This window comes from Metapseudomonas cellulosilytica (assembly GCF_049334135.1).
In the GTDB taxonomy this organism is placed as follows: domain Bacteria; phylum Pseudomonadota; class Gammaproteobacteria; order Pseudomonadales; family Pseudomonadaceae; genus Metapseudomonas.
On record NZ_JBHZGN010000028.1, the window covers coordinates 26,350 to 44,686 of the forward strand.

An 18,337-nucleotide genomic window follows, 5' to 3' on the forward strand; every position below is an offset into this window, starting at 1 on the left:
TATGGGGGCTCTGACGAAAGCTGAGATGGCTGAACGTCTTTACGAAGAGCTTGGCCTGAATAAACGGGAAGCCAAGGAACTGGTAGAGCTGTTCTTCGAGGAAATCCGTCAGGCGCTGGAGCATAACGAACAGGTGAAGTTGTCGGGCTTCGGCAACTTCGATCTGCGCGACAAGCGTCAGCGGCCTGGCAGAAACCCGAAGACAGGAGAGGAAATCCCGATCACGGCCCGCCGTGTAGTCACTTTCCGTCCAGGGCAGAAACTCAAAGCCAGGGTCGAAGCTTATGCTGGAACCGAGTCATAACGACGAGTTACCGCCCATTCCAGGCAAGCGTTACTTCACCATTGGTGAGGTGAGCGAACTCTGCGCAGTCAAGCCCCACGTGCTGCGTTACTGGGAGCAGGAATTTCCCCAGCTCAACCCGGTAAAGCGGCGCGGCAACCGGCGCTACTACCAGCGCCAGGATGTGCTGATGATTCGGCAGATCCGGGCGCTGTTATACGATCAGGGCTTCACCATCGGCGGGGCGCGCCAGCGCCTCTCCGGAGACGAAGCCAAGGAAGACACCACTCAGTACAAGCAGCTCATCCGCCAGATGATCTCCGAGCTCGAGGACGTCCTCCAGGTTTTGCGGAAGTGAAGATTCTTGAAAAAAACCTTCCACAATTCAAAAGCTTAATGTATAGTTCGCTCCGCTTCCGGTGATCCGGAGCAAGCAACAAAACGTCGGGGCGTAGCGCAGCCTGGTAGCGCACTTGCATGGGGTGCAAGGGGTCGAGTGTTCGAATCACTCCGTCCCGACCATATTCAGAGAAAGGCCGGTTCAGAAATGAACCGGCCTTTTTCGTATGCGTAATTTGGCCACGCAAGGACTTAGACGCAACGCTGAGTAATGCCGGTTTACTGCGTGTCCATCATTCATTGGTGAAGTCAGCGCTTCGAGTCTTTCTGCGGGCAATGGGCGAGCGCTTGATGGGAAGTCGAAAATGCTCGAAAGCGAAGACATGCCTCTTACCACTGATGTATCCCCGATCTTCATCGGCTGGGATGTTGGTGGCTGGAACTGCGACAAGAACCCCGCCAGCCGCGATGCTCTGGTGGTCATAGATTCCCAACGTCAAATCACGGGAAAGCCGTGGCGCGGCAATCTGCGCAGATGCATCAATCAGTCAGGCAATACATCAGAGTTCATTGGCAAGCTTCTTGAGCTGTGTGAGCTGGATTCCACTGGCTTCGTCGCGGCGCCAGCGGTGTTGGCCATCGATACGCCCCTTGGATTCTCCAGCGCCTTCATTGATCTGATCATGCAGGGTAGGGCGACCGGCCCGATCGAGAACTCTTCGAGCAACCCTTATCTGTTCCGGCACACCGAGCGCTTCCTCTTCGAGCGGGGGCTTAGCCCGCTCTCGGCAGTCAAGGACATGATCGGTAGCCAGGCGACCAAGGGCATGCATGTGCTCGCTCGCTTCGCTCCCTATATAGAGCGCTGTGGCGTGTGGACGGACAACCAGCACCTACGCGTCATCGAGGCCTACCCAGCCTCTGGCAAGCGCTCCACGGTGATGCGTGATTTGCTGCAGTGCTATGGTCGTCCGCCGCAGCTGGGGCATGTCGATCAGTGGGATGCGTTGGCCTGTGCTCTGATCGCCTGGGTATTCCACTTCAAGCCGGAGCTACTCGCGCAGCCTTGTGCAGATGCGCCCGAAAGAGAGGGCTGGATCTTTGTTCCTGCCGATGGGCTCACCGCTCAGTCCGAAAAGTAGTCGCGTGCCGGCTAATACCGGCCGCATTTCTCGATGCGGAAGAATTACTCCAGTCGCGCCCTCAGATACTCAGCCGTCTCTGCATCCGTGCAGTACACGTAGCACCCCTTCATCCCACGCGTCATAAGCGTCCGGTACGTGTTCTTGATGATCAGGTCCGTCTCCTGCTTGGCCAGGTCCGGATGCTCCTTCATCAGTTTTTTGTACCCACGAATAGACTTGTCGTGCTTGTCCCGCTGGTCCGGTGCGGTGAAGACTTGGCCGTTCCTCACGAACAGGTCGGGGCCAATGATTACGCCAATGTAATCGACCTCCAGCCCCTGGCAGGTATGGATACAGCCCACTTGCTCAATCGAGTTCTCGGCGATGATCCAGAGGCTTCCATCTTGGTCGAGATTCCATTGGCGCTTGTAGTTGTCACCGATGACGATGTCGTGCTCCGTAGGATCTTTCTTGCTGCGCCAGGGCCAGCAGTAGCCCGCGACCACGCGCGCCTTGTTGCCGTTGTTCTTCGCTTCCACAGCGGCATGGAGAGCTTCAGGGGTATCGAACACCTTGAATTCGTACTCGTTGCCGTTGAGCTGCTTGTTGGCGGTAGAGCGGATATCGAGAACGTCATCCAGCCAGGCTAGGTAGCCGTCCGAGCCGCTGCAGCGGAACTGCGAAGCGAGGTTGTACTCCTCCACCGCCGCGCCTTTGGCCATTGCGAATTTTCGGATGGATTGCTTGCTGCCAATGTCGCTGAGTGTGACGCGCTGATCCTCATCAATGAAGAAGATCGTGCACTTGGATGTATCGATCAGCTCCTTGATCTGGTTTTCTCCCAGGTTGCCATAGAGGCCACTCTTTTCATTTAGGCGGTGGGCCTCGTCGACTATCAGCATGTCGAAGCTATTCGATTCTGTATCGATGAAGGCGCCCGAGCCAGTGAACAGGTACGAGAACTTGCTACGTGTGATCGAACCGACCAGCTTCGATTCATACACCTTCCGGGGCGCCGCGTTCTTGGAAACGTACTTGCCCACCAGGCCGAGTGAGGTGAGGTGAACGAGTAGGTTGATCGCGAGCACTGTCTTTCCCGTTCCTGGGCCGCCTTCAATGATCAACACCTTAGGCTTCTCTGCGGATGCTGACTTGGCGGCTGCAACTGCAGACTCGTAGACCTCCTTTTGATCATCGATCAGCACGAACTCCGGTTGAGCCTTGAGCAGTCCCTTCAGCGAGTCCGCCAGGGCCTTGGATGGGCGGATCTTCCCGTTCGCCAACTCGTACAGGACTTCTTTGGAGTCGCCACATTTGATGTGCTTCTTGATGAAGGCACGCAGGCGTTCCAGTTCGTCTTTTCCTTTGAGGAAGAGCGGTGCTTTATCGATGTAGGCCTTGTAATGGGGAGAGTCGATCACGCCGTCCTGCACATAGTTGTGCAGATAGGCGCAGGGTCGTACGGCGATGCCCTTCTCGTAGACGGCCTCATTGAACCCTTCCAGCAAAGACGCATAGGACCAGGCCTGATAAGAGGGGTGCACTACCTCGTGCTGCCCATGGCCCAGAGCGGTCTTCACGATAGCGTCTTTGCTGGTGGCGGTGATTTTGTCCCACTGCTTCAGTTCGACGAGCACGGCATGCTTGGCACCTGACTCATCGTGTCCGGTAAGGGTAACGTCGATACGTTTCGAGGTTTGCGGGATGTGCAGCTCGATGGCCAATCCGGCGTCATCGGGGACTCCCTCATCACGCAGCACCTTGGCCATATAGCCAAGGGAGCCTTTCCAGGAATTGACCTCAGCTTTAGCGACTTTTTTTCCGGTCGCAGCCTTGAAGCTATGGAGGATCACTTCCTCAATGTCGTCATTATCGTGATCGCGGAGGAACTGCTTCTTGGTGGCTTCGTAAACGATCAACTTGTGTCTTCCTTGGCAAACGTCCGGATTAGATCTGGTCGTACTTCTTGCTCGTGTTCCAGGCCTTTTCGACCGGGTACTTCTCGCCGTTCAGCCGCAGCTTCTGAGCAGCCGCCGCATTGAGGTCGACGCCCAGTACCGAGGCCAGCCGCACCACGTACATCAGCACGTCGGCCAATTCATCCTTCACGGCTTGGGCCGTTTCCGGATTTCGTGCGGCCTCTTTTGAAGCGTCTTCAGTCATCCACTGGAAGATTTCGGTGAGTTCGCCCACCTCTCCGCTCAGGGCCATGGCCAGATTCTTCGGGGAGTGAAACTGGGCCCAGTTGCGGTCATTGGCGAATTGCTCAAGCTTTTCGGCGAGCTGGGATACGTCGACCAGAGGGGAGGGCGGAGTGGATGCGTTCGTCACTTGGGTGTCCTGTGATGTCCTGATCAGGCAGCAGGGGGTAACGGGTCTGCGTTGTGCCTGGATTGCTTGAGCTCGACACCATACGTCCTTCAGACGAAGTGAAAAAGTATGTAGGCCCTTTTCAGTCGTCCTCAGAAGTGAATTTGCATATCAGATGGCCATTATCTGGCTGGAAATCATGGACTTAGAGCTCTCGCGCTAGGTGGGGACGAGGTCTACAGGACGTTGGCGAGGTGCTTACAGAGCTTGATTTCATGTAGGACAAGGCCGAAAGTTGATGGGGATTTCTATTGCAAGGATGCGCAGCCAGTGCCCCAGCTTTCCCTCCTGAAGAGCCCGGCCGCCGTACAGGCCGCAATGGACGAGTTTTCGCAATTGGGGCGGGCGGCCTTCCTCAAGCAGTACGGCTTCGGTAAATCCAGGGACTACCTGGTTCGCAATCCCCGGACAGGGGAGCACTGCGACTCCAAGGCGATCGTCGGTGTCGCCTTCGGCAAGCAATTCCCCAATCAAGGTGTACTGGGTCCGGAGGAGTTCTCCGGCGGCGAGGCGACCGTGGTGCCTCTTCTCCAGTCGCTGGGCTTCGAGGTGATTCGCATCGGAGAGGACTGGACGGAAGACGAAGTCCAGTCGACGGTCGCGGACTACTTCGAAATGCTGCGGCTAGAAGCTGATGGTCTGGCCTACAACAAGTCCCAGCACAACGAAGCTTTGCGCAATCGGCTCAATGGGCGCAGCAAGGCATCCGTAGAGCTTAAGCATTCGAACATTAGCGCCGTGCTCGCTGGGCTTGGGCTGCCCTTCATTCAAGGTTACAAGCCACGTGGAAACAGCCAGCTGCTGCTACGTAAGGCTGTGCAGGACTATGTTCTGCAGCATCCGGCTGTTGTCGGCAAGATCGTCGATGCGCTGGAGGAGGTGAAGTCCCCGGCTGAGAAAACCTATTCCGCCGTCGTGGTCGATGCGCCCATCAGGGAGGCGCGACAGAAGATCGTTGTACCGACATCTCCTCGCCAGCGCCTGCCACGCAAGCTCGACTACGCCGCGCGGGACGAAGCCAACCGCAAGTTAGGCCGGTCCGGTGAGCATTGGGTGCTCGGGTACGAACAACACCGATTGACCGAGATGGGCCATCCGGAACTTTTCCAGCGTCTGGACTGGGTTTCCGAAAACCGGGGCGATGGCGCCGGCTACGACATCCTTTCGTTCGAGAGTCAGGACCTGCATCGCTATATAGAGGTCAAGACCACGAATGGCGGCATTGCAGCCTCTTTCGTCCTAAGCCACAACGAGCTGGAGTTCTCCCGGGAGGTAGACGAGCAGTTCTATCTCTATCGAGTGTTTCAGCTCAGCATCGACCCGAGGCTATTCATCTTGCGAGGGGATTTGTCGAAGCAGCTCTATCTGAAACCGCTGGACTTCAGGGCTAGCTTTCGCGAGCACTTTGGGTAAGCGAGGGGGCGAATTAGACAGCCAGCTTTCGACCCATTATAGGTCGGTGATGGTAGGCAGAAACCAGCCAAAAGCGGACGTATTGGCACTAGGCACTGCTGCCCGATATGAGGTTCAGAGGTGCTCGCACAACTAGGCGCGATTCAGTCATTTCCCTCATTACAGGTGCATCTGTCCTGCATTTCACAGTATATGTCGGCGGGCCATTCCTCATTGAGGGGAGGGGCAGAATGCGAGTTGCCCTAGGGATTAGATACCTGTTTCAGTAACCCCTAGCCCGTCGACCGCACCTATTCGATACTAACCACTCTCGTAGAATCTAAATGCCCACTAAACGCCCTCAAATCGAAATCGCTGCTGACATCGGCGAGCTGCTGCTTCACTCGAAGGCATTACGGCCGCTAACCCCCGAGCAGACGGCGGAGCTGACACGCATTTCGAAGTACGACGTCTCGACCTATTCGGAGGAAGATGTCCGGGCGGAGATCATTGACCCCGTTATCCGAGTCTTGGGCTATGCCAAAGAGACCTATTTCTCCACGCAGCGTGAAAAGCACCTAAAGGTAGCCGACGGCGACCTGTTCATCGACTACCGAATGACTTTGTGGTCGCAGGCTTTTTGGGTCATTGAGGCTAAGAAGGTCAAGCGCAAGTCGCTGAAGTTCACCTCTGCGGAACTGCAACAGGCGCTGCTATATTCTGTGCATCCGGAAATCGACGCTGCTCTGGTTGTGCTATGTGACGGGCGAGTATTTGAGGTGTATGACCGCGATGAGAGTGTCACTCAGCCAGCTGCGCGTGTGGAGGTCAAGAACCTGCCGGAGCAGTTCCACGTGCTTCAGGCCCTACTCGGTCCGTGGCAGGCCTGGTTCTTCCAGAAACGGCGCGCTCTTAGAGTGGCCAGCCGCGTCCTACAGCTGGAGATGACGCCTGGCAGAATTGATGAGTTTTCGGATGCCATGCAGCGGCGGGTGCAGGACGCGCGTGCAAAGGTGTACGACAACTGGCGCAAGGTGAAGCCCTCCACTGACGAGAACGCGCAATGGCGCAGCGAGCTTGAAAAAGCATCTATTAGAGACATTGTCGCGACCGAGTTCTTTTCGGGCCAGACAGCGGCCGGCCTGGGGGTTGTCGCCAAGTCTCTGGTGAAAAAGTCGAAGCCGGGCGCATTCGAGTTGATGTACGCGATGTTTCCGGACCATCCCGAGAACTTGAACGACCAATACGTGGCGCAAGCTCTACGAACCCTCATCGAGTTCGAGAAGTCAGGACGTGAGGTCGGTTGGATGCCTGCCTGGCTGGGCGCACATCAGCGCGGTACAAATTTGGAAGCGCCGATCAAGAAGCTTATTTCACTTTCGCTCACGGCCTTTGAGGCTGCGCCGGAGTTCAGAGCCGTGCTTCAGTTTGCAGCGTGTGCGCGAAGGCTGTCGAAGATTTCGATGGCGCTCATCCCGACATTTGCGCAGTTGGGCCATATCCGCCACCAGCAAGTGCGCCACTTTTTTGATGAGTTCGACTATGCACAGTTCATGTCAAGCCCTGAGGGGCATAACCTCCGGCAGCTTGACGTGCACGCATATCTGCTCACCGAGCGGTTCGTGCATGGGTGCGCCGACAAGCAGCGTGGCCGCTTCAATTTCAATCGGGCGCATACGCTGCTGAAAGACTCATGGAATACTGAACGTCTGCTCCTTGGTGACGGCGCTGAATATTGGAGGGGCCTAGATGGCCGGGGACTTGGGGACGAGATTCAACCTACGGAGCACAACTGGGTCGACTACGATTCTTTGGGCCACATCGTGCTGTGCGTGTTGAAGGACATCCCTGAATGGCGCGAATACGCACTCTCCAATCACCGCGATGACGTCCAGCAGATCGCGGCTTGCGGCTCATGGGCAGCTCGTGAAGTTTTGGGGATTGCACAAGATGTGCAGGTGCCACGCTTGTCGGATACCGATAGCGCCAAGCGGTTCTTCGATGGCGACATCGCGCTTTTCACGGCGCTACGGGACGCTTACTGGAACCGGAAACCACGGACTTGAGTCGTCAAGCTGGGGTAGTTTGATACCGACCATATCGGGCCGGAACTAGCCGATCAGCCAAGAAATTTCGCACCTGCCTAAATAACTTGCCCGCTTGGAAGCGTTAAACAGCGCATTCCAACCAGCGAGGTGGGGTGGGGTGGGTAACCGTGCATAGCGACGGTCGACGTAAGGCCGTCACTAACCGGCCAATAGCGGTCCTTGTCATAGAGCATTGTGCGATTTGGGCAGTTATTAATTCATGGGTAAAATGGAGGATAAGCCAAGTCACACGCAGTCATTGTGCACGGCAATGATAAAGCTGTTTCACGGCGTATTGAATTAAGCGTTGCCAATGGAGGCTATATGATTCGCAAAGCATCGGAACTTCTTGGGGAGTTTATTGAAGTCGAAAAAAGAAAGCTCGATGGATTTGATATGCCTCATATGCCGACTCTTGGCACTGCCTATGAAGAGATTACGAAGCAAGGTATATATCAAGACTTTGCTATTCCCAAGCACTTAGATTTGCGGGTTGTTTCGGGTTTTATCTCTATTGGAGGTGAAATGCTGGCTGAGCAAATAGATTGCATGTTGGTCCATGGTGAGGGAGAGAGATATGGACTTACGCAGCAGCATAAGTATGATATAAATAATGTGCTTTGTATTTTTGAAGTTAAGAAGAATTTAAGAAAGGCTGATTACGTTGATGCCATGCAGCATTTGGCCAAAATTAGAAGAAAATTTGCTGATAATTTCGAAGAGCGATTGATTAATGAAGGGTATAGGCCAGACATTACCAATGCGCGCCGACGTTTCTCTCAGCTGACTGGTAAAGTTGGGCCTGAGGAATACCTTGATATACACCACTTATCGAAAGTCGATGGCATATTGTTTTATGCGCTTGTTCAAGAGTCGTTGTCGCCGATTACGATAATTCATGGTTACGAAGGATATAAAACCGAGAGCGGTCTTAGAACTGCATTTTCAGATATTCTTGAAGAGGCTTGGAAGAATGGAGGTGGTTGGGGGATCCCAGGCATCCCCACACTTGTCACATCTAATAATTTTTGTCTCGTTAAAGGTAGCGGTATTCCATTTTTAGTTGTGCAGAATAAAAATGAGTGGGTCTCGGTATTTTCTACCAGACACAATTCAGCAAAATTGATTTTAGAATTGATTTGGTCAAAAATTAGCGAATATTTTAACGCCAAAATGCCTTGGGATGATGGGCTACACATGGATAGTGTTCAGCCTCTATTGATTGCGGAAGCCAAGGAGATCGATGGTGCGGCGGGTTGGGCTTATAGAACAGAAGAATTTAAGGAAAAATACATGGTGCGAGGCGATGATAATTTGTGGTCGCCTTCGGGTATAGGCAAAGCTGAAATATCTGCAATAAATATAATGGCGATGCAAGGAGGATATCTTCCCCTGGACGGCGGCGTGAGTGAGTATTTAACTCGAAATCACGGTGTAACTATTGAGCAAGTTGCTGAGGCTTTAATCTTGACTCGACAGTTTATGCGTGATGGGGAATACATCAGGCCAATACATCCAAAAACGTATGTGATCACCAATGACGATGAGACAGGGTTTGTCGCGTCGGAGATTGAGCGTTTTGATTTGTGGTGCGCAGAAAATGAAATTGAGCCTCACTATATGTCAATTTATTTTATGGGCGAATAGGCGAGCGACTGCTATTGGCCGATTCTGTTGAAAAACTCCCTTCGAGATTTCTGCCCACAAAAATGCATTGCTTACGCTCAAATCTGAGCCACTTCCGGGGCAGAACTGCCTTGGATTTCACGTAGCAACGCGCGAATCAGCCGCTTTTGGGCCTATGGGCAGGCGACTCTGGCCAACACCGCCTTTTTCAACAGAATCGGCCGGTCTCTGCCCGTCGTGACCGGCAGAGGTCGACCCGAAGCTGCCGGTGGGTCATTCAGCAGAAAACGCGTCGCAAGCTTTGCCAAGTTCGTCAGTGCTTAAGGAGTTCGTCTTGGATTCAGTCTCGGCGAACACGCGAGCATAAGGTTTCGAAGCCCGCAGCTTTTTAAGGAAATCTGCATCCGCCTCTCGTAGGAAGTGGGCGCGCAACGCAGAGTATTGCGCGCGCATGTCAGGATTCACCGACGAACACCTGGCTTCGAAAAAGTCATATGGCGCAATAAGTGAGGCCGATGCTTCGTCAATGCACCCGTCATCGGTACATAGTAAAGTTGCAGTGGCTACTGTGACCCAAAGCATCGGTAAGCAAGCCAAGATTTTCAGAGTGTTTTGCATCGGTTGTTCTTGATTTCAGTGATGGAGCTAGCGCGCCGCTCACAATAAATAGACACCATTTGGTGTGATAATAATTTTCTGCAGCCTGGTGGACAGAATTCTCTTCGCCTCTCGCATCCTGCTATCTAGATCGGGCTTTTCGACAGCCAGGTGAGTCGCTGAAGGGGGCGCACCATGGAACGGAAGCCAATTCTTCCCGGCCAATCCCGGCATCAGACCAAGCATGGCCACTAATAAGCCACCACTCCATCCACCGGCAGTCCCTGGCCGATCTCTGCCAGTTGTGACCGGCAGACGTCGGCACGAAGTGGCCGACCAGAAGCTGCTGATTAGAGTGGAAAAATAAATCTGTCCGCCTTTCATTTCAATGCGTGCAGAATGTAATTCAGCTTGATTTAAGTTGATCTGTTGGTATGTTGCTTTTGATATTTTTCGTTCGGTATTCTGTTGCAGGAGGGCTTGTGGATTGCTTCTGGTTTAATGTGGATTTCGCGGGGTTCATACTCTGATAGCCGTGCGCTCTAATAGGTAGAGACTGTTCAATAATAGAAGCTCCGCCAACTCCTTTTTCTGATCTTCAATAATTTCGTTATGAGCTCTACGATTTCGGTAAGCTTGATAGACGCTTACGAACAGGTTCGCCCGTCCAGCTTGTTCGTTTGGGTCGATGTCAGGCCAACCCAAAAGCGGCGGCGATCCTCGAAACGCAGCAGAAAAGAGTTTGGAACCTGCGCCAGATAGTCCTGTTCGATTCCTGATGAGGGATTCAAGACGAGAATAGCCCGTTAGTAATTGAGCATTCGCATCCTTGAAGAAGTGAATGGCAAGGTCTGCAATACGATCATCAATAATTCCAAATGGAATAACTGGACTGAACGAGCGTAGTGTGTTGGTTGGGAGAGCTTCATGCGCTCCTACATTGTAGATGTACTCGTAGAGTCGCGTCGGAAGAACTGCAATGGATTTTTGTAAATCCATCAAATCTTGCGGTGTCACGGTGGCGGTTAAGATTCTGTCTAATACTCTGGATGGCACTATGTGCTCTTCGATATGAAGATCGAAAGATTTCATAAGAAGTAATGCCGATGCAAATCCTCTCGGCCCTTCGCCTTGATAGCCGGAAGTGAATCCTGGCCTGATAAAAATTAGCTCTTGTGTTTCTGTTGTAATGAGAAAGGCGTGTCGGACAGGTGATCCGCTCTTCTCGGTCAGTACCCTCACGAGATTAATTTGGGGCCTCTGCTGAATTAGTACCCGCAAGGCCTCTAGGCAGGGCTGGGTGTATTCCGTTCCGAGATACTGTATCGCCTTGCCTGACTCTCTAAATATAAACCTAGAAAGCATTTGTGGACTCCTATTCCATGGAATGCGCCAGAGTATTTCTTGTAGAAAATGCTCTTTCTACCGCATTGTGCCTCAGGGTATCGCTATGCCAAGGGCATTGAGCGTAGGCGTATCCATCCTTCCATTGATTTGCAGGCCTGAGTCCATTTGGAATGCCATCAACGCCCCTCTTGTTCCTTTCCCCATTACCCCGTCAAGGGGACCTGTGTAGTACTGTTTGACCATCAAAGCCATCTGCACGCGCATTACTAACTGAGATAAATCGTCAGCAGCGGGTCTTGTACGTTGGGCGCTAGGTGTGGTGCTTTGGCTGGTTGAAGGAGATGAGAATCCAGAGCTGTAGCCGGAACCGGCCCCATCACTTGTCCCGCTGCTTGAGCTTGGGCTGCTGTAGACCCTGCTTGGGGTTGTGCTTGTAGCTGCTGGCGACGTGTAAACGCGCGGTGCGCTATAGCCACTTGACCCGCTGTAGTGCGAGCTGTGGGAGCGGTGTGAGCTGTGTGAGCGGTGGGAACTGTGAGAGCGGTGCGCGGCGTAGATGTTCTCGGCATTCTCGGCATTCAAGGTGTTCTTGAAAACCGGTGGCTCGTCACTGGCCCGCTGGGTAAGGTTGTCCAAGACCAAGCTGTGCTGGTTCGCCTGTGCAAGCGGGGCGCTGACTACCGGAATTAGGGCCATGGTTTGGCCGATAAACAGCTTCCAGCGATCAAGTAGTTTCATGGGACACTCCTTGTGTACGCGATGAGGTCTTCTTGTTGTAGTGCGCGAATTCCGCGGCTTTGCCAGCGCTGCGAATGGGATTTGAAGAAGCCTGCGCAAAGTTCGGTTGCCGAGCATTCGGAGCACTCATCAATGAAGAGATTTTTCCAATCCGAGATGCTCTTCCGGTAGAAAGGCATTAGCGAGGGATCAAGTACGCACAAGGGCAGGTTGTATAACGAAACCGGAATGCCCCTGATATCGAGAAAGTGGCAAGCATTGATCAGCGCATCCTGGTAGTCGAGTGGGTCGATCCAGAGTTCGTCATGGTGCTTTTTGGCAAGTCCGGTATTCTCGATGCCCATCAGGGCAACATGCTCCACGAAGGGCAGGTTTCTGAAGATGAAGTGCGCTAGTTCGGGGAGACGTGGAATCGTTAGACGACTCAACACCACTCGGATCTCGATTCTCTGACTTGCTCGGGCAAGGTTGTAAATGCCTTGCATCGTCTCACTGAAGGCTCCCTTTGCCTGTACGACGTAGTCATGTTCGTGCGCCGTATCGGCATAAAGCGGAATGCCCCAAGTCACATTGGGATGGCCAATGTGCTTGAGGTCGGCAATCCAATCGGGAGCGCTGAGCAGTCTGCCGTTGCTCAGGATATGTATCGATTTCTCGGGAAGGATTGCTTTCGCTTTAGCCAGAACCGCGAGGAGACCTTCCTTGTATATCGTCGGCTCCCCACCGCTGATCCCTAGCTGTTCTTCGACCGGGTCGATCAGATCGATGAGGTGAAGATTTTCCTGAACGTGCCATTCATCCTGGACATCTTTTGGCGGCTGCGAACACATGAGGCAAAGGCTGTTGCAACGGTCGGTCATGAACAGCAGATTACTGTCGGCCCCGCGCCGGTATAACACTCGGACTACATTGGTGCCGGGCGTGACGGCAATTACATCGCCGGGCTGTACAACCCGAGAGTCCCTTGGGCTTGACAGAATCACCTTGTCCTTGGGTGGCTCCGGGAGCTTTCCTTCACAAGTCAAAAGTCCCCCGAGTGGGGAGCTGAGCAACTCCTTCCGGCTAGCCGTTGGCGATGTATCCAGCCACAGCATAAGATCATTGAGCGTCGAATAGCCTGCACAGACTGCTGGACCCTTCTCGATTAGTTCGGAAAGGGATATGACCTTGAATAGTCTGGGCTTGTCCAAGTTATGGATTTCAAACTGAGTGTCCAGGCGCAACATGATCAGCCTCTGTAACCCGGCGAGGAGAGGTCGCGGAGTGAACGCCTTGTCAGCCATGACAAAAGCACTCGTAGGGTCTGGCCATCGCCGTCACGCAACATCTCAAAGAGATACGTGAGTAGCGCCATGTTCTTTTCACAAAAAGAACTGAATGTGCGGTTGCCGATTGGGTCGCCCTGGCGCGCGAAGTGCTCGATGGGGTCGGCGCCGCAATAGGGAACGAACGCACAATCCGAGCAGCCCGGGAGACTTTCGGCAACGCCTGCGGATAACAACAGGTCAATTACGGGGGAGCGAAGAAGACTCGTAAGCGGCTGTTCAACACTTCCAAGCTTTAGGCCGTCCTCGCCCATTTCGAGCAGCATTCGGGACTCATCCGAGGGATAAACATTGCCGTCGTAGTTGTAAATTAGGGTTCCCACGCCAGCCCCGAGCGGCGATCGCAGGTCCACATAGCCAGAGGCGAAAGGCGTCAGGATGTTAGTCAGTAGCAGCGACGTATAGCTTTCGGAGAGATAGCTTCCCTGGATGTTCACTTTGATCAGGTAGTCCAAAGCTTCCTTAAAGAACTGGACATAACGGCTCATCGGATAGTCGAGCCTAGCGCTCGACTTCTTGGCGAATCCATATGGACTCAGTGGCCGAAGTGAAATGCTGTTGAACCCTCTCAGTACGTACTCGTCGATGATCTCCTGGGGGTGATGCAGGCTTTTCTCGGTAAGAGTGGTCAGCGCGGAAACTGCATCGTGACCCAGTGTCGAGCGGATCCATTCGATTCCGTGCAGCGTCCTTTCATAGGAGTCCCTACTCGGTATGGGGCGGTTGGCGTTATGCAGAAAGGCCGGGCCGTCCAAGGAGGTGGAAAATTGAATGTCGTGCTGTCGAGCGAATTCGATGATTGAATCGCTCAAGTGATGCAGTGTGCTGCTGATGACGAATTTTATGTCGCGCTTTTCGTGTTCGTTCCGTGCACTGACTTCTTCCACCACTTGTTGAATTCTGTCAAAGGCGAGTAGAGGCTCTCCTCCCTGAAACTCGACTGTGAGCACTTGCGAGGGGGATTCGAATAAGCGGTCCACGGCATGACGGGCGTGCTCTGCGCTCATATCGTGTCCGTTCCCAGCCAAGGGCGCTCTGGAAACCTGGCAGTACTGGCAGGTGTGATTGCACCGCAGCGTGACGACAAACAAGTGCAATGCCGGCCCGCCGAATAAGAACGACTTGCGGCTCCTGAACTGAGCGGCCATTTCTGGCAAGGGGTCATGCCTCGTCGGCTCGTAGATGAAGTGGCGAGCTAGCAGGTCCTTGTACAGCGAAGAGGCCGGATCAAGCTGTCGGTGAACGATCTTGGGAAGCTGGTCTTCGGTGATGAACAGGTACTCGCCTGTATCTGAGCTTATGAGAACGTACTTCTCATGGCCGCGCCCCAATCGGATGAATCGAAAGGGCAAAAGGCGATAGGGGGTATCCCTGGCGATGAGCGCAGCGCCCACGTTCAAACCCCGCACTCTTTTAGAGCTGCTTTGGCGAGCAGCTCGCGAAAGCCTTGTGTTTCCTTCTGGATCAAATCTCTCAAGGCAAAATCATTTAGAGTCCGAATCACCAAGGTACGGGCTTCATCTGAGGAGTTGCATTCGGTCTTATCTGCGTTCGAGCGGGAAGGGGATATGTCCAAAACCAGGAGCTGTTCCCGGCGGGAAAGAAGAACCGAGAGCGGACCCGCCAGCGCATAGATGGTTCGTTGAACCGCGCTTATCGAGTAGATGCTTTCATCCAGTTCGATAGAAAACTGCCAAGACATGTAGGAATCCATTCCGAGAAACTGAATGGGTGGATGATGCCTGAATAGACCGGCATATTGCCATCACATCTGTAGGGATATTCCGACGGCCTGCAGTGGCGATTAGCTTCGCGCTTCTACTGCGGGGCTGAGGGGCAGGGCTGTTTTCAGTACGAGCGTCGGCTATTGGCTGTGGACCCATCCAATTGGGTCGCTGAAAGCATTGATGCCTACGGTTTGTTAGCGCTCCAGATCAGCACCGCTTTGGCGTGAACGTTCACCTCGTCCATAGCCACAACTCGAGTCTTGTGAGTCGGGTTATCCGAAATCAGCTCCAGCTGATTGGTGCCGGCAAGTTGCAGGCGCTTGATGAACAGGTGACCTGCCCAAGTGACGAGGTAGACCCCATCACCCGCGTATTTACTGATGCCGCGATCTAGCAACACTAGGTCTTTGTCGTTGATGGTCCTTTCCATCGACTGCCCCCAGGCGGTGATGACGGAGAGGTTGGCAGGTGAGCTGTAGTCGATTCCCAGCTTTTCCAGTTGCTGCTCGCTGACCGTGATAGTGCGGACGAACTGGGAGTAATCGACCGGCGCTTGACCGTGACCTTCGGTATTCAGGTCGTATGGGGAGATCAGGAGATCGACGGGAAAGACCGTTTCGTGGGGATTGCCATTCCGCCTTGGCGGTTCACCCTTGCCCGACAGCAGCCAGTCGACAGTTGTGTCGTAGCCTTCGGCGAGAGCGATCAGATTCTCGTTCCTGATGTTCTCGGTATCACCCACATACCACCGACGCACCGCTTCGTAGCTCACCTTGCAGGTATCGGCGATATCTCGTTTGACGTTACGGGCACCGAGGTTTGGCTTCCTTGCCAGCACAAGCTTGGTGATGCGGTCAGTAGTTTTCATGGCCAGCAATCTACAAGAGCGCTTGACAATCATAATTGTGTTGTATATGCAATTATGGTTGTATTGGTGGCTTAATTTGCTGGCAGGGAGAGATCGACCGATGCACGGACAGCTCACCGAATGGACCCGAGACGTTGCCGACGTCCTGACCCAACCTCCCGGCCAGCCCCAACTGCAGGCGTTGACCAGCTGGCTACAGCGCCTCGGCTTCGTCGATCACTTCGTGCTGTTCATCTACGAGGGGCGCTATCTGCCGCTGTCGCTGTTCGACACCTTCCCGGCGCACCTTCGGCATTTCTTCGTGCACGAGTACCAGGCTGGGCCCTATCGGCTGGACCCGTTCTACCTAGCCAGCCAGGGCGGCCAGGCGGATGGATTGCACAGCATGCGGAGCCTGGCGCCCCGGCGCTTTTATGCCAGCGAGTACTTCCGCAGCTATTACCGTCGCTTGGGCCTGTGCGAGGAGCTGGGCTTTTTCACCTGCCTGGAAGGCCAGGGCAGGGCGGTGCTGTCGCTGATGCGGCGGCGGGGAAAGCGGTCGTTCAGCGAAAAGGAGCTGCGGCTATTTCGCAGTGCGGTACCGGTGGTGGATGAGGTGGTGCGTTCGGCTTGGCAGGCGCATCGGCCGAAGGAGCAGCGGGTTGCCTATGAGCTGGATGAGCGGGTGCGCCATGTGTTCGATCAGTTTGGGCAGGGTGTATTGAGCCCTCGTGAACGTCAGGTCGCACGTCTGGTATTGCAGGGGTACACCAATAGCTCGATTGCGGAGTTGCTGGGCGTCCAGCGAGGGACGGTGAAGGTCCACCGCAAGAACCTCTACGACAAGCTGGAGATAGGCAGTCAGGCGGAGTTGCTGGCGGTGTTCATTCGGGAGTTGAGGGGGCCTGGCATTGCCGGGGAGGTCCGGCCGGTCTGAGGTTGTTGCTTAGGGCTATTTACGTCGCCCAGTTGTCCGCGTTAGCTTCCGTCGTGGCTTTGTGCCACGCATGGATGCACCGAGGAACCACGAATGGCGCGACGCTCCAGATCTTCCCCCCTTGAAGACCTTATTTCTCTGGCCAGCCTGCTGCCCTGGTGGCTAAGCCTGTTGATCGCCGCGGTCTCCTGGTTTCTGCTTCACGGCTATGCATCCAGTCCGCCTCCGACTGCGGTGAATCCCAGCCAGATGGCGTCCGCCATGTCAGGCGCGGCTTTCCGGGGCTTGGCTATGGTCGGCCAGTACTTCATTCCCTTCGCCTTTGTCTGTGGTGCCATCGGCTCGGTCGTTGGCAGGGCCAAGCGCAAGCGGTTGATCGAGGATGTCGCACGGCGATAAAACAGCTCTGGATCGAAACTGTCGCCTGCACAGTGAGTGCACTGCGGCCTTCATCGCTGGTGGGGACTGGATGATTTGCAAAAATTGCTGAAAATCCGGAACGCCACCCGCATCGGGATTGGGTGGCGAGGTGCATTAACTATCAGGCTTTTCCTGCTCCCTGGCCTGATAGATCTGTTGTACAACAGGATCGTCCAAGCTCTCGTAGGAAACCTCAAGATCCAGCCCGTCCAGTCCATTAATTCCGCCGATCAGCTCAGGCCACTCATCCCTATCAGAAATCTCGGTAACGAATGGAGCTAGGTAGCTATCCAAGTGCCCCTTGGCTGGATGCTCGATCTCCAGGCTCAAGGCCTTCAGGTAGTCGAGCTTTCGAGTTTTTGCCCACTCAATGGCGAAGCCCGAGCGGTAGCAAAGCTCCATGTACACCAGGAGCAGAGTGCGACCGTTGCCGTCCAGGAATGGGTGAGCGAAGGCCAAATTACCCATTACGCCGCCGGGCTTAGCTCTAAATTGATTTCGATCGGACGCTAGCTGGAGGGCGTAATTGACAGCTCTCTCAATAGCGGCAGGGTGCTCAAAGGCTGTCCGGTGAGGATCTTCCTCACTACCCTTGAACACAGCAAGGTGCGGAACGAGCGTCGATCGATCTTGGCCGGCCCACGGGTAAAAGTCGCCAACAGCGTGCAGTGGACGCGAAGGATGGCCCCATAGTCGATCTCGACTATGCCGGCGAGGTACGCCAGTGCTTCTTCCAGGTTTGCCTCGAAAGCCATGTGCTCAAGGTGTTTTACCTGATCGAGGTCTTTTAGCTGGAGTCGGTTTCGTAAATAACCAGCAGTGTCGAAATCGCCGAAGGGGTTGAAGATCATGCAGTGGCGCTGCGCCCTGATCTGCTTGAATTGGCATGTTTGGCGTTCGACTTCGCCTTGGCTTTGGCTTTCTCGACGAGATAGCTGCTCTGGAGCCGGAGGATCTCGGACGTGCTAAGCACTCCGCTCTTTTTGAGCGAGACTAGAAGGCGCTCGACCCCATCGAGCTTTACTGAGTCACCAGCGAGGCTGGTGATGGTCATGGCCATCAAGCCCATACGGTCAGGCTCGGCAGAGATCTTGTTATCCCTGGCCAACTTCCTGATGCGGCTTGCTACGGTACTCATCGAAAACCTCCGAAATCCGCAAAAATTATAGCATGCAGGC

The 18,337-nt window shown here is 54.3% G+C and carries 18 protein-coding genes, 1 tRNA gene and 1 pseudogene; 9 read left to right on the forward strand and 11 right to left on the reverse strand.

The genetic code is table 11. From position 1 onward, the window contains the following. The first annotated feature begins 1 nt into the window (after position 1). The 4 genes from ihfA (at position 2) to ACFW0H_RS25870 (ending at position 1,764) form a co-directional block, all read left to right on the forward strand. Complete coding sequence (gene ihfA / locus ACFW0H_RS25855; protein ID WP_044874623.1) at positions 2–304, forward strand: integration host factor subunit alpha; 303 nt, start codon at positions 2–4, stop codon at positions 302–304. Then, positions 285–641, forward strand: coding sequence for a MerR family transcriptional regulator (locus tag ACFW0H_RS25860; protein ID WP_422916702.1), 357 nt, complete (start codon positions 285–287; stop codon positions 639–641). The genes ihfA and ACFW0H_RS25860 overlap by 20 nt, the downstream gene beginning before the upstream one ends. 87 nt (positions 642–728) lie before the next feature. Beyond that, positions 729–805 (forward strand) — tRNA-Pro (locus ACFW0H_RS25865). A gap of 182 nt (positions 806–987) precedes the next feature. Then, positions 988–1,764 (forward strand): hypothetical protein, encoded by a 777-nt coding sequence (locus tag ACFW0H_RS25870; protein ID WP_422916703.1) that lies wholly within the window; start codon positions 988–990, stop codon positions 1,762–1,764. 44 nt (positions 1,765–1,808) lie between these two features. Here ACFW0H_RS25870 and ACFW0H_RS25875 read toward each other — a convergent pair whose 3' ends face one another. Both ACFW0H_RS25875 and ACFW0H_RS25880 read right to left on the reverse strand, forming a co-directional pair. After that, a complete protein-coding gene (locus ACFW0H_RS25875; RefSeq protein ID WP_422916704.1) occupies positions 1,809–3,665 on the reverse strand; it encodes a DNA/RNA helicase domain-containing protein in 1,857 nt (618 codons plus the stop codon). A 28-nt stretch (positions 3,666–3,693) separates the two neighbouring features. Then, complete coding sequence (locus ACFW0H_RS25880) at positions 3,694–4,077, reverse strand: nucleotide pyrophosphohydrolase (protein WP_459077333.1); 384 nt, start codon at positions 4,075–4,077, stop codon at positions 3,694–3,696. 309 nt (positions 4,078–4,386) lie between these two features. Here ACFW0H_RS25880 and ACFW0H_RS25885 point away from each other — a divergent pair, with 309 nt between their 5' ends. The 3 genes from ACFW0H_RS25885 to ACFW0H_RS25895 all read left to right on the forward strand — a co-directional run bounded on the left by ACFW0H_RS25885 (position 4,387) and on the right by ACFW0H_RS25895 (position 9,242). Beyond that, positions 4,387–5,529 (forward strand): protein NO VEIN domain-containing protein, encoded by a 1,143-nt coding sequence (locus ACFW0H_RS25885; RefSeq protein WP_422916705.1) that lies wholly within the window; start codon positions 4,387–4,389, stop codon positions 5,527–5,529. A 323-nt stretch (positions 5,530–5,852) separates the two neighbouring features. Then, positions 5,853–7,574, forward strand: a complete 1,722-nt coding sequence (locus tag ACFW0H_RS25890; RefSeq protein WP_422916706.1) for a hypothetical protein — start codon at positions 5,853–5,855, stop codon at positions 7,572–7,574. A 345-nt stretch (positions 7,575–7,919) separates the two neighbouring features. Further along, entirely contained in the window at positions 7,920–9,242 is a 1,323-nt protein-coding gene (locus ACFW0H_RS25895; RefSeq protein ID WP_422916707.1) for a DUF6602 domain-containing protein, read from the forward strand. A gap of 252 nt (positions 9,243–9,494) precedes the next feature. Here ACFW0H_RS25895 and ACFW0H_RS25900 read toward each other — a convergent pair whose 3' ends face one another. The 7 genes from ACFW0H_RS25900 to ACFW0H_RS25930 form a co-directional block, all read right to left on the reverse strand. Next, complete coding sequence (locus ACFW0H_RS25900) at positions 9,495–9,839, reverse strand: hypothetical protein (RefSeq protein WP_422916708.1); 345 nt, start codon at positions 9,837–9,839, stop codon at positions 9,495–9,497. Between the two features lie 498 nt (positions 9,840–10,337). Further along, positions 10,338–11,183 (reverse strand): TIGR02391 family protein, encoded by an 846-nt coding sequence (locus ACFW0H_RS25905; protein ID WP_422916709.1) that lies wholly within the window; start codon positions 11,181–11,183, stop codon positions 10,338–10,340. A gap of 72 nt (positions 11,184–11,255) precedes the next feature. Beyond that, positions 11,256–11,903 (reverse strand): His-Xaa-Ser repeat protein HxsA, encoded by a 648-nt coding sequence (hxsA, locus tag ACFW0H_RS25910; protein ID WP_422916710.1) that lies wholly within the window; start codon positions 11,901–11,903, stop codon positions 11,256–11,258. Next, on the reverse strand, positions 11,900–13,129 hold the full coding sequence (hxsC, locus tag ACFW0H_RS25915) for a His-Xaa-Ser system radical SAM maturase HxsC (RefSeq protein WP_422916711.1): 1,230 nt from the start codon (positions 13,127–13,129) through the stop codon (positions 11,900–11,902). The genes hxsA and hxsC overlap by 4 nt, the downstream gene beginning before the upstream one ends. A 2-nt stretch (positions 13,130–13,131) precedes the next feature. Further along, positions 13,132–14,622 (reverse strand): His-Xaa-Ser system radical SAM maturase HxsB, encoded by a 1,491-nt coding sequence (hxsB, locus tag ACFW0H_RS25920; RefSeq protein ID WP_422916758.1) that lies wholly within the window; start codon positions 14,620–14,622, stop codon positions 13,132–13,134. Between the two features lie 2 nt (positions 14,623–14,624). After that, a complete protein-coding gene (gene hxsD / locus ACFW0H_RS25925; RefSeq protein ID WP_422916712.1) occupies positions 14,625–14,930 on the reverse strand; it encodes a His-Xaa-Ser system protein HxsD in 306 nt (101 codons plus the stop codon). A 209-nt stretch (positions 14,931–15,139) separates the two neighbouring features. Next, positions 15,140–15,823 carry a S24 family peptidase gene (locus tag ACFW0H_RS25930; RefSeq protein ID WP_422916713.1) on the reverse strand — a complete coding sequence of 228 codons (684 nt, stop codon included), beginning with the start codon at positions 15,821–15,823 and terminating at the stop codon, positions 15,140–15,142. A 100-nt stretch (positions 15,824–15,923) separates the two neighbouring features. Here ACFW0H_RS25930 and ACFW0H_RS25935 point away from each other — a divergent pair, with 100 nt between their 5' ends. Together ACFW0H_RS25935 and ACFW0H_RS25940 are read left to right on the forward strand one after the other, a co-directional pair. After that, entirely contained in the window at positions 15,924–16,739 is an 816-nt protein-coding gene (locus ACFW0H_RS25935) for a helix-turn-helix transcriptional regulator (RefSeq protein ID WP_422916714.1), read from the forward strand. Positions 16,740–16,832: 93 nt separating this feature from the next. Further along, positions 16,833–17,138, forward strand: coding sequence for a hypothetical protein (locus tag ACFW0H_RS25940; protein WP_422916715.1), 306 nt, complete (start codon positions 16,833–16,835; stop codon positions 17,136–17,138). A gap of 135 nt (positions 17,139–17,273) precedes the next feature. Here ACFW0H_RS25940 and ACFW0H_RS25945 read toward each other — a convergent pair. Further along, positions 17,274–18,010, reverse strand: a pseudogene (locus tag ACFW0H_RS25945) (Fic family protein). Then, positions 18,007–18,297 (reverse strand): hypothetical protein, encoded by a 291-nt coding sequence (locus ACFW0H_RS25950; protein ID WP_422916716.1) that lies wholly within the window; start codon positions 18,295–18,297, stop codon positions 18,007–18,009. The pseudogene ACFW0H_RS25945 and the gene ACFW0H_RS25950 overlap by 4 nt, the downstream one beginning before the upstream one ends. Between the last annotated feature and the right edge of the window lie 40 nt (positions 18,298–18,337).

Excerpts from the sequence above, each read along its gene's own strand:
- ACFW0H_RS25860 (WP_422916702.1), top strand. The coding sequence starts at position 285 with ATGCTGGAACCGAGTCATAACGACGAGTTACCGCCCATTCCAGGCAAG.
- ACFW0H_RS25930 (WP_422916713.1), bottom strand. The coding sequence starts at position 15,823 with ATGAAAACTACTGACCGCATCACCAAGCTTGTGCTGGCAAGGAAGCCA.
- ACFW0H_RS25895 (WP_422916707.1), top strand. The coding sequence starts at position 7,920 with ATGATTCGCAAAGCATCGGAACTTCTTGGGGAGTTTATTGAAGTCGAA.
- ACFW0H_RS25950 (WP_422916716.1), bottom strand. The coding sequence starts at position 18,297 with ATGAGTACCGTAGCAAGCCGCATCAGGAAGTTGGCCAGGGATAACAAG.
- hxsD (WP_422916712.1), bottom strand. The coding sequence starts at position 14,930 with ATGTCTTGGCAGTTTTCTATCGAACTGGATGAAAGCATCTACTCGATA.
- hxsC (WP_422916711.1), bottom strand. The coding sequence starts at position 13,129 with ATGTTGCGCCTGGACACTCAGTTTGAAATCCATAACTTGGACAAGCCC.
- hxsA (WP_422916710.1), bottom strand. The coding sequence starts at position 11,903 with ATGAAACTACTTGATCGCTGGAAGCTGTTTATCGGCCAAACCATGGCC.
- ACFW0H_RS25870 (WP_422916703.1), top strand. The coding sequence starts at position 988 with ATGCTCGAAAGCGAAGACATGCCTCTTACCACTGATGTATCCCCGATC.
- ACFW0H_RS25905 (WP_422916709.1), bottom strand. The coding sequence starts at position 11,183 with ATGCTTTCTAGGTTTATATTTAGAGAGTCAGGCAAGGCGATACAGTAT.
- ACFW0H_RS25900 (WP_422916708.1), bottom strand. The coding sequence starts at position 9,839 with ATGCAAAACACTCTGAAAATCTTGGCTTGCTTACCGATGCTTTGGGTC.
- ihfA (WP_044874623.1), top strand. The coding sequence starts at position 2 with ATGGGGGCTCTGACGAAAGCTGAGATGGCTGAACGTCTTTACGAAGAG.
- ACFW0H_RS25890 (WP_422916706.1), top strand. The coding sequence starts at position 5,853 with ATGCCCACTAAACGCCCTCAAATCGAAATCGCTGCTGACATCGGCGAG.
- ACFW0H_RS25935 (WP_422916714.1), top strand. The coding sequence starts at position 15,924 with ATGCACGGACAGCTCACCGAATGGACCCGAGACGTTGCCGACGTCCTG.
- ACFW0H_RS25940 (WP_422916715.1), top strand. The coding sequence starts at position 16,833 with ATGGCGCGACGCTCCAGATCTTCCCCCCTTGAAGACCTTATTTCTCTG.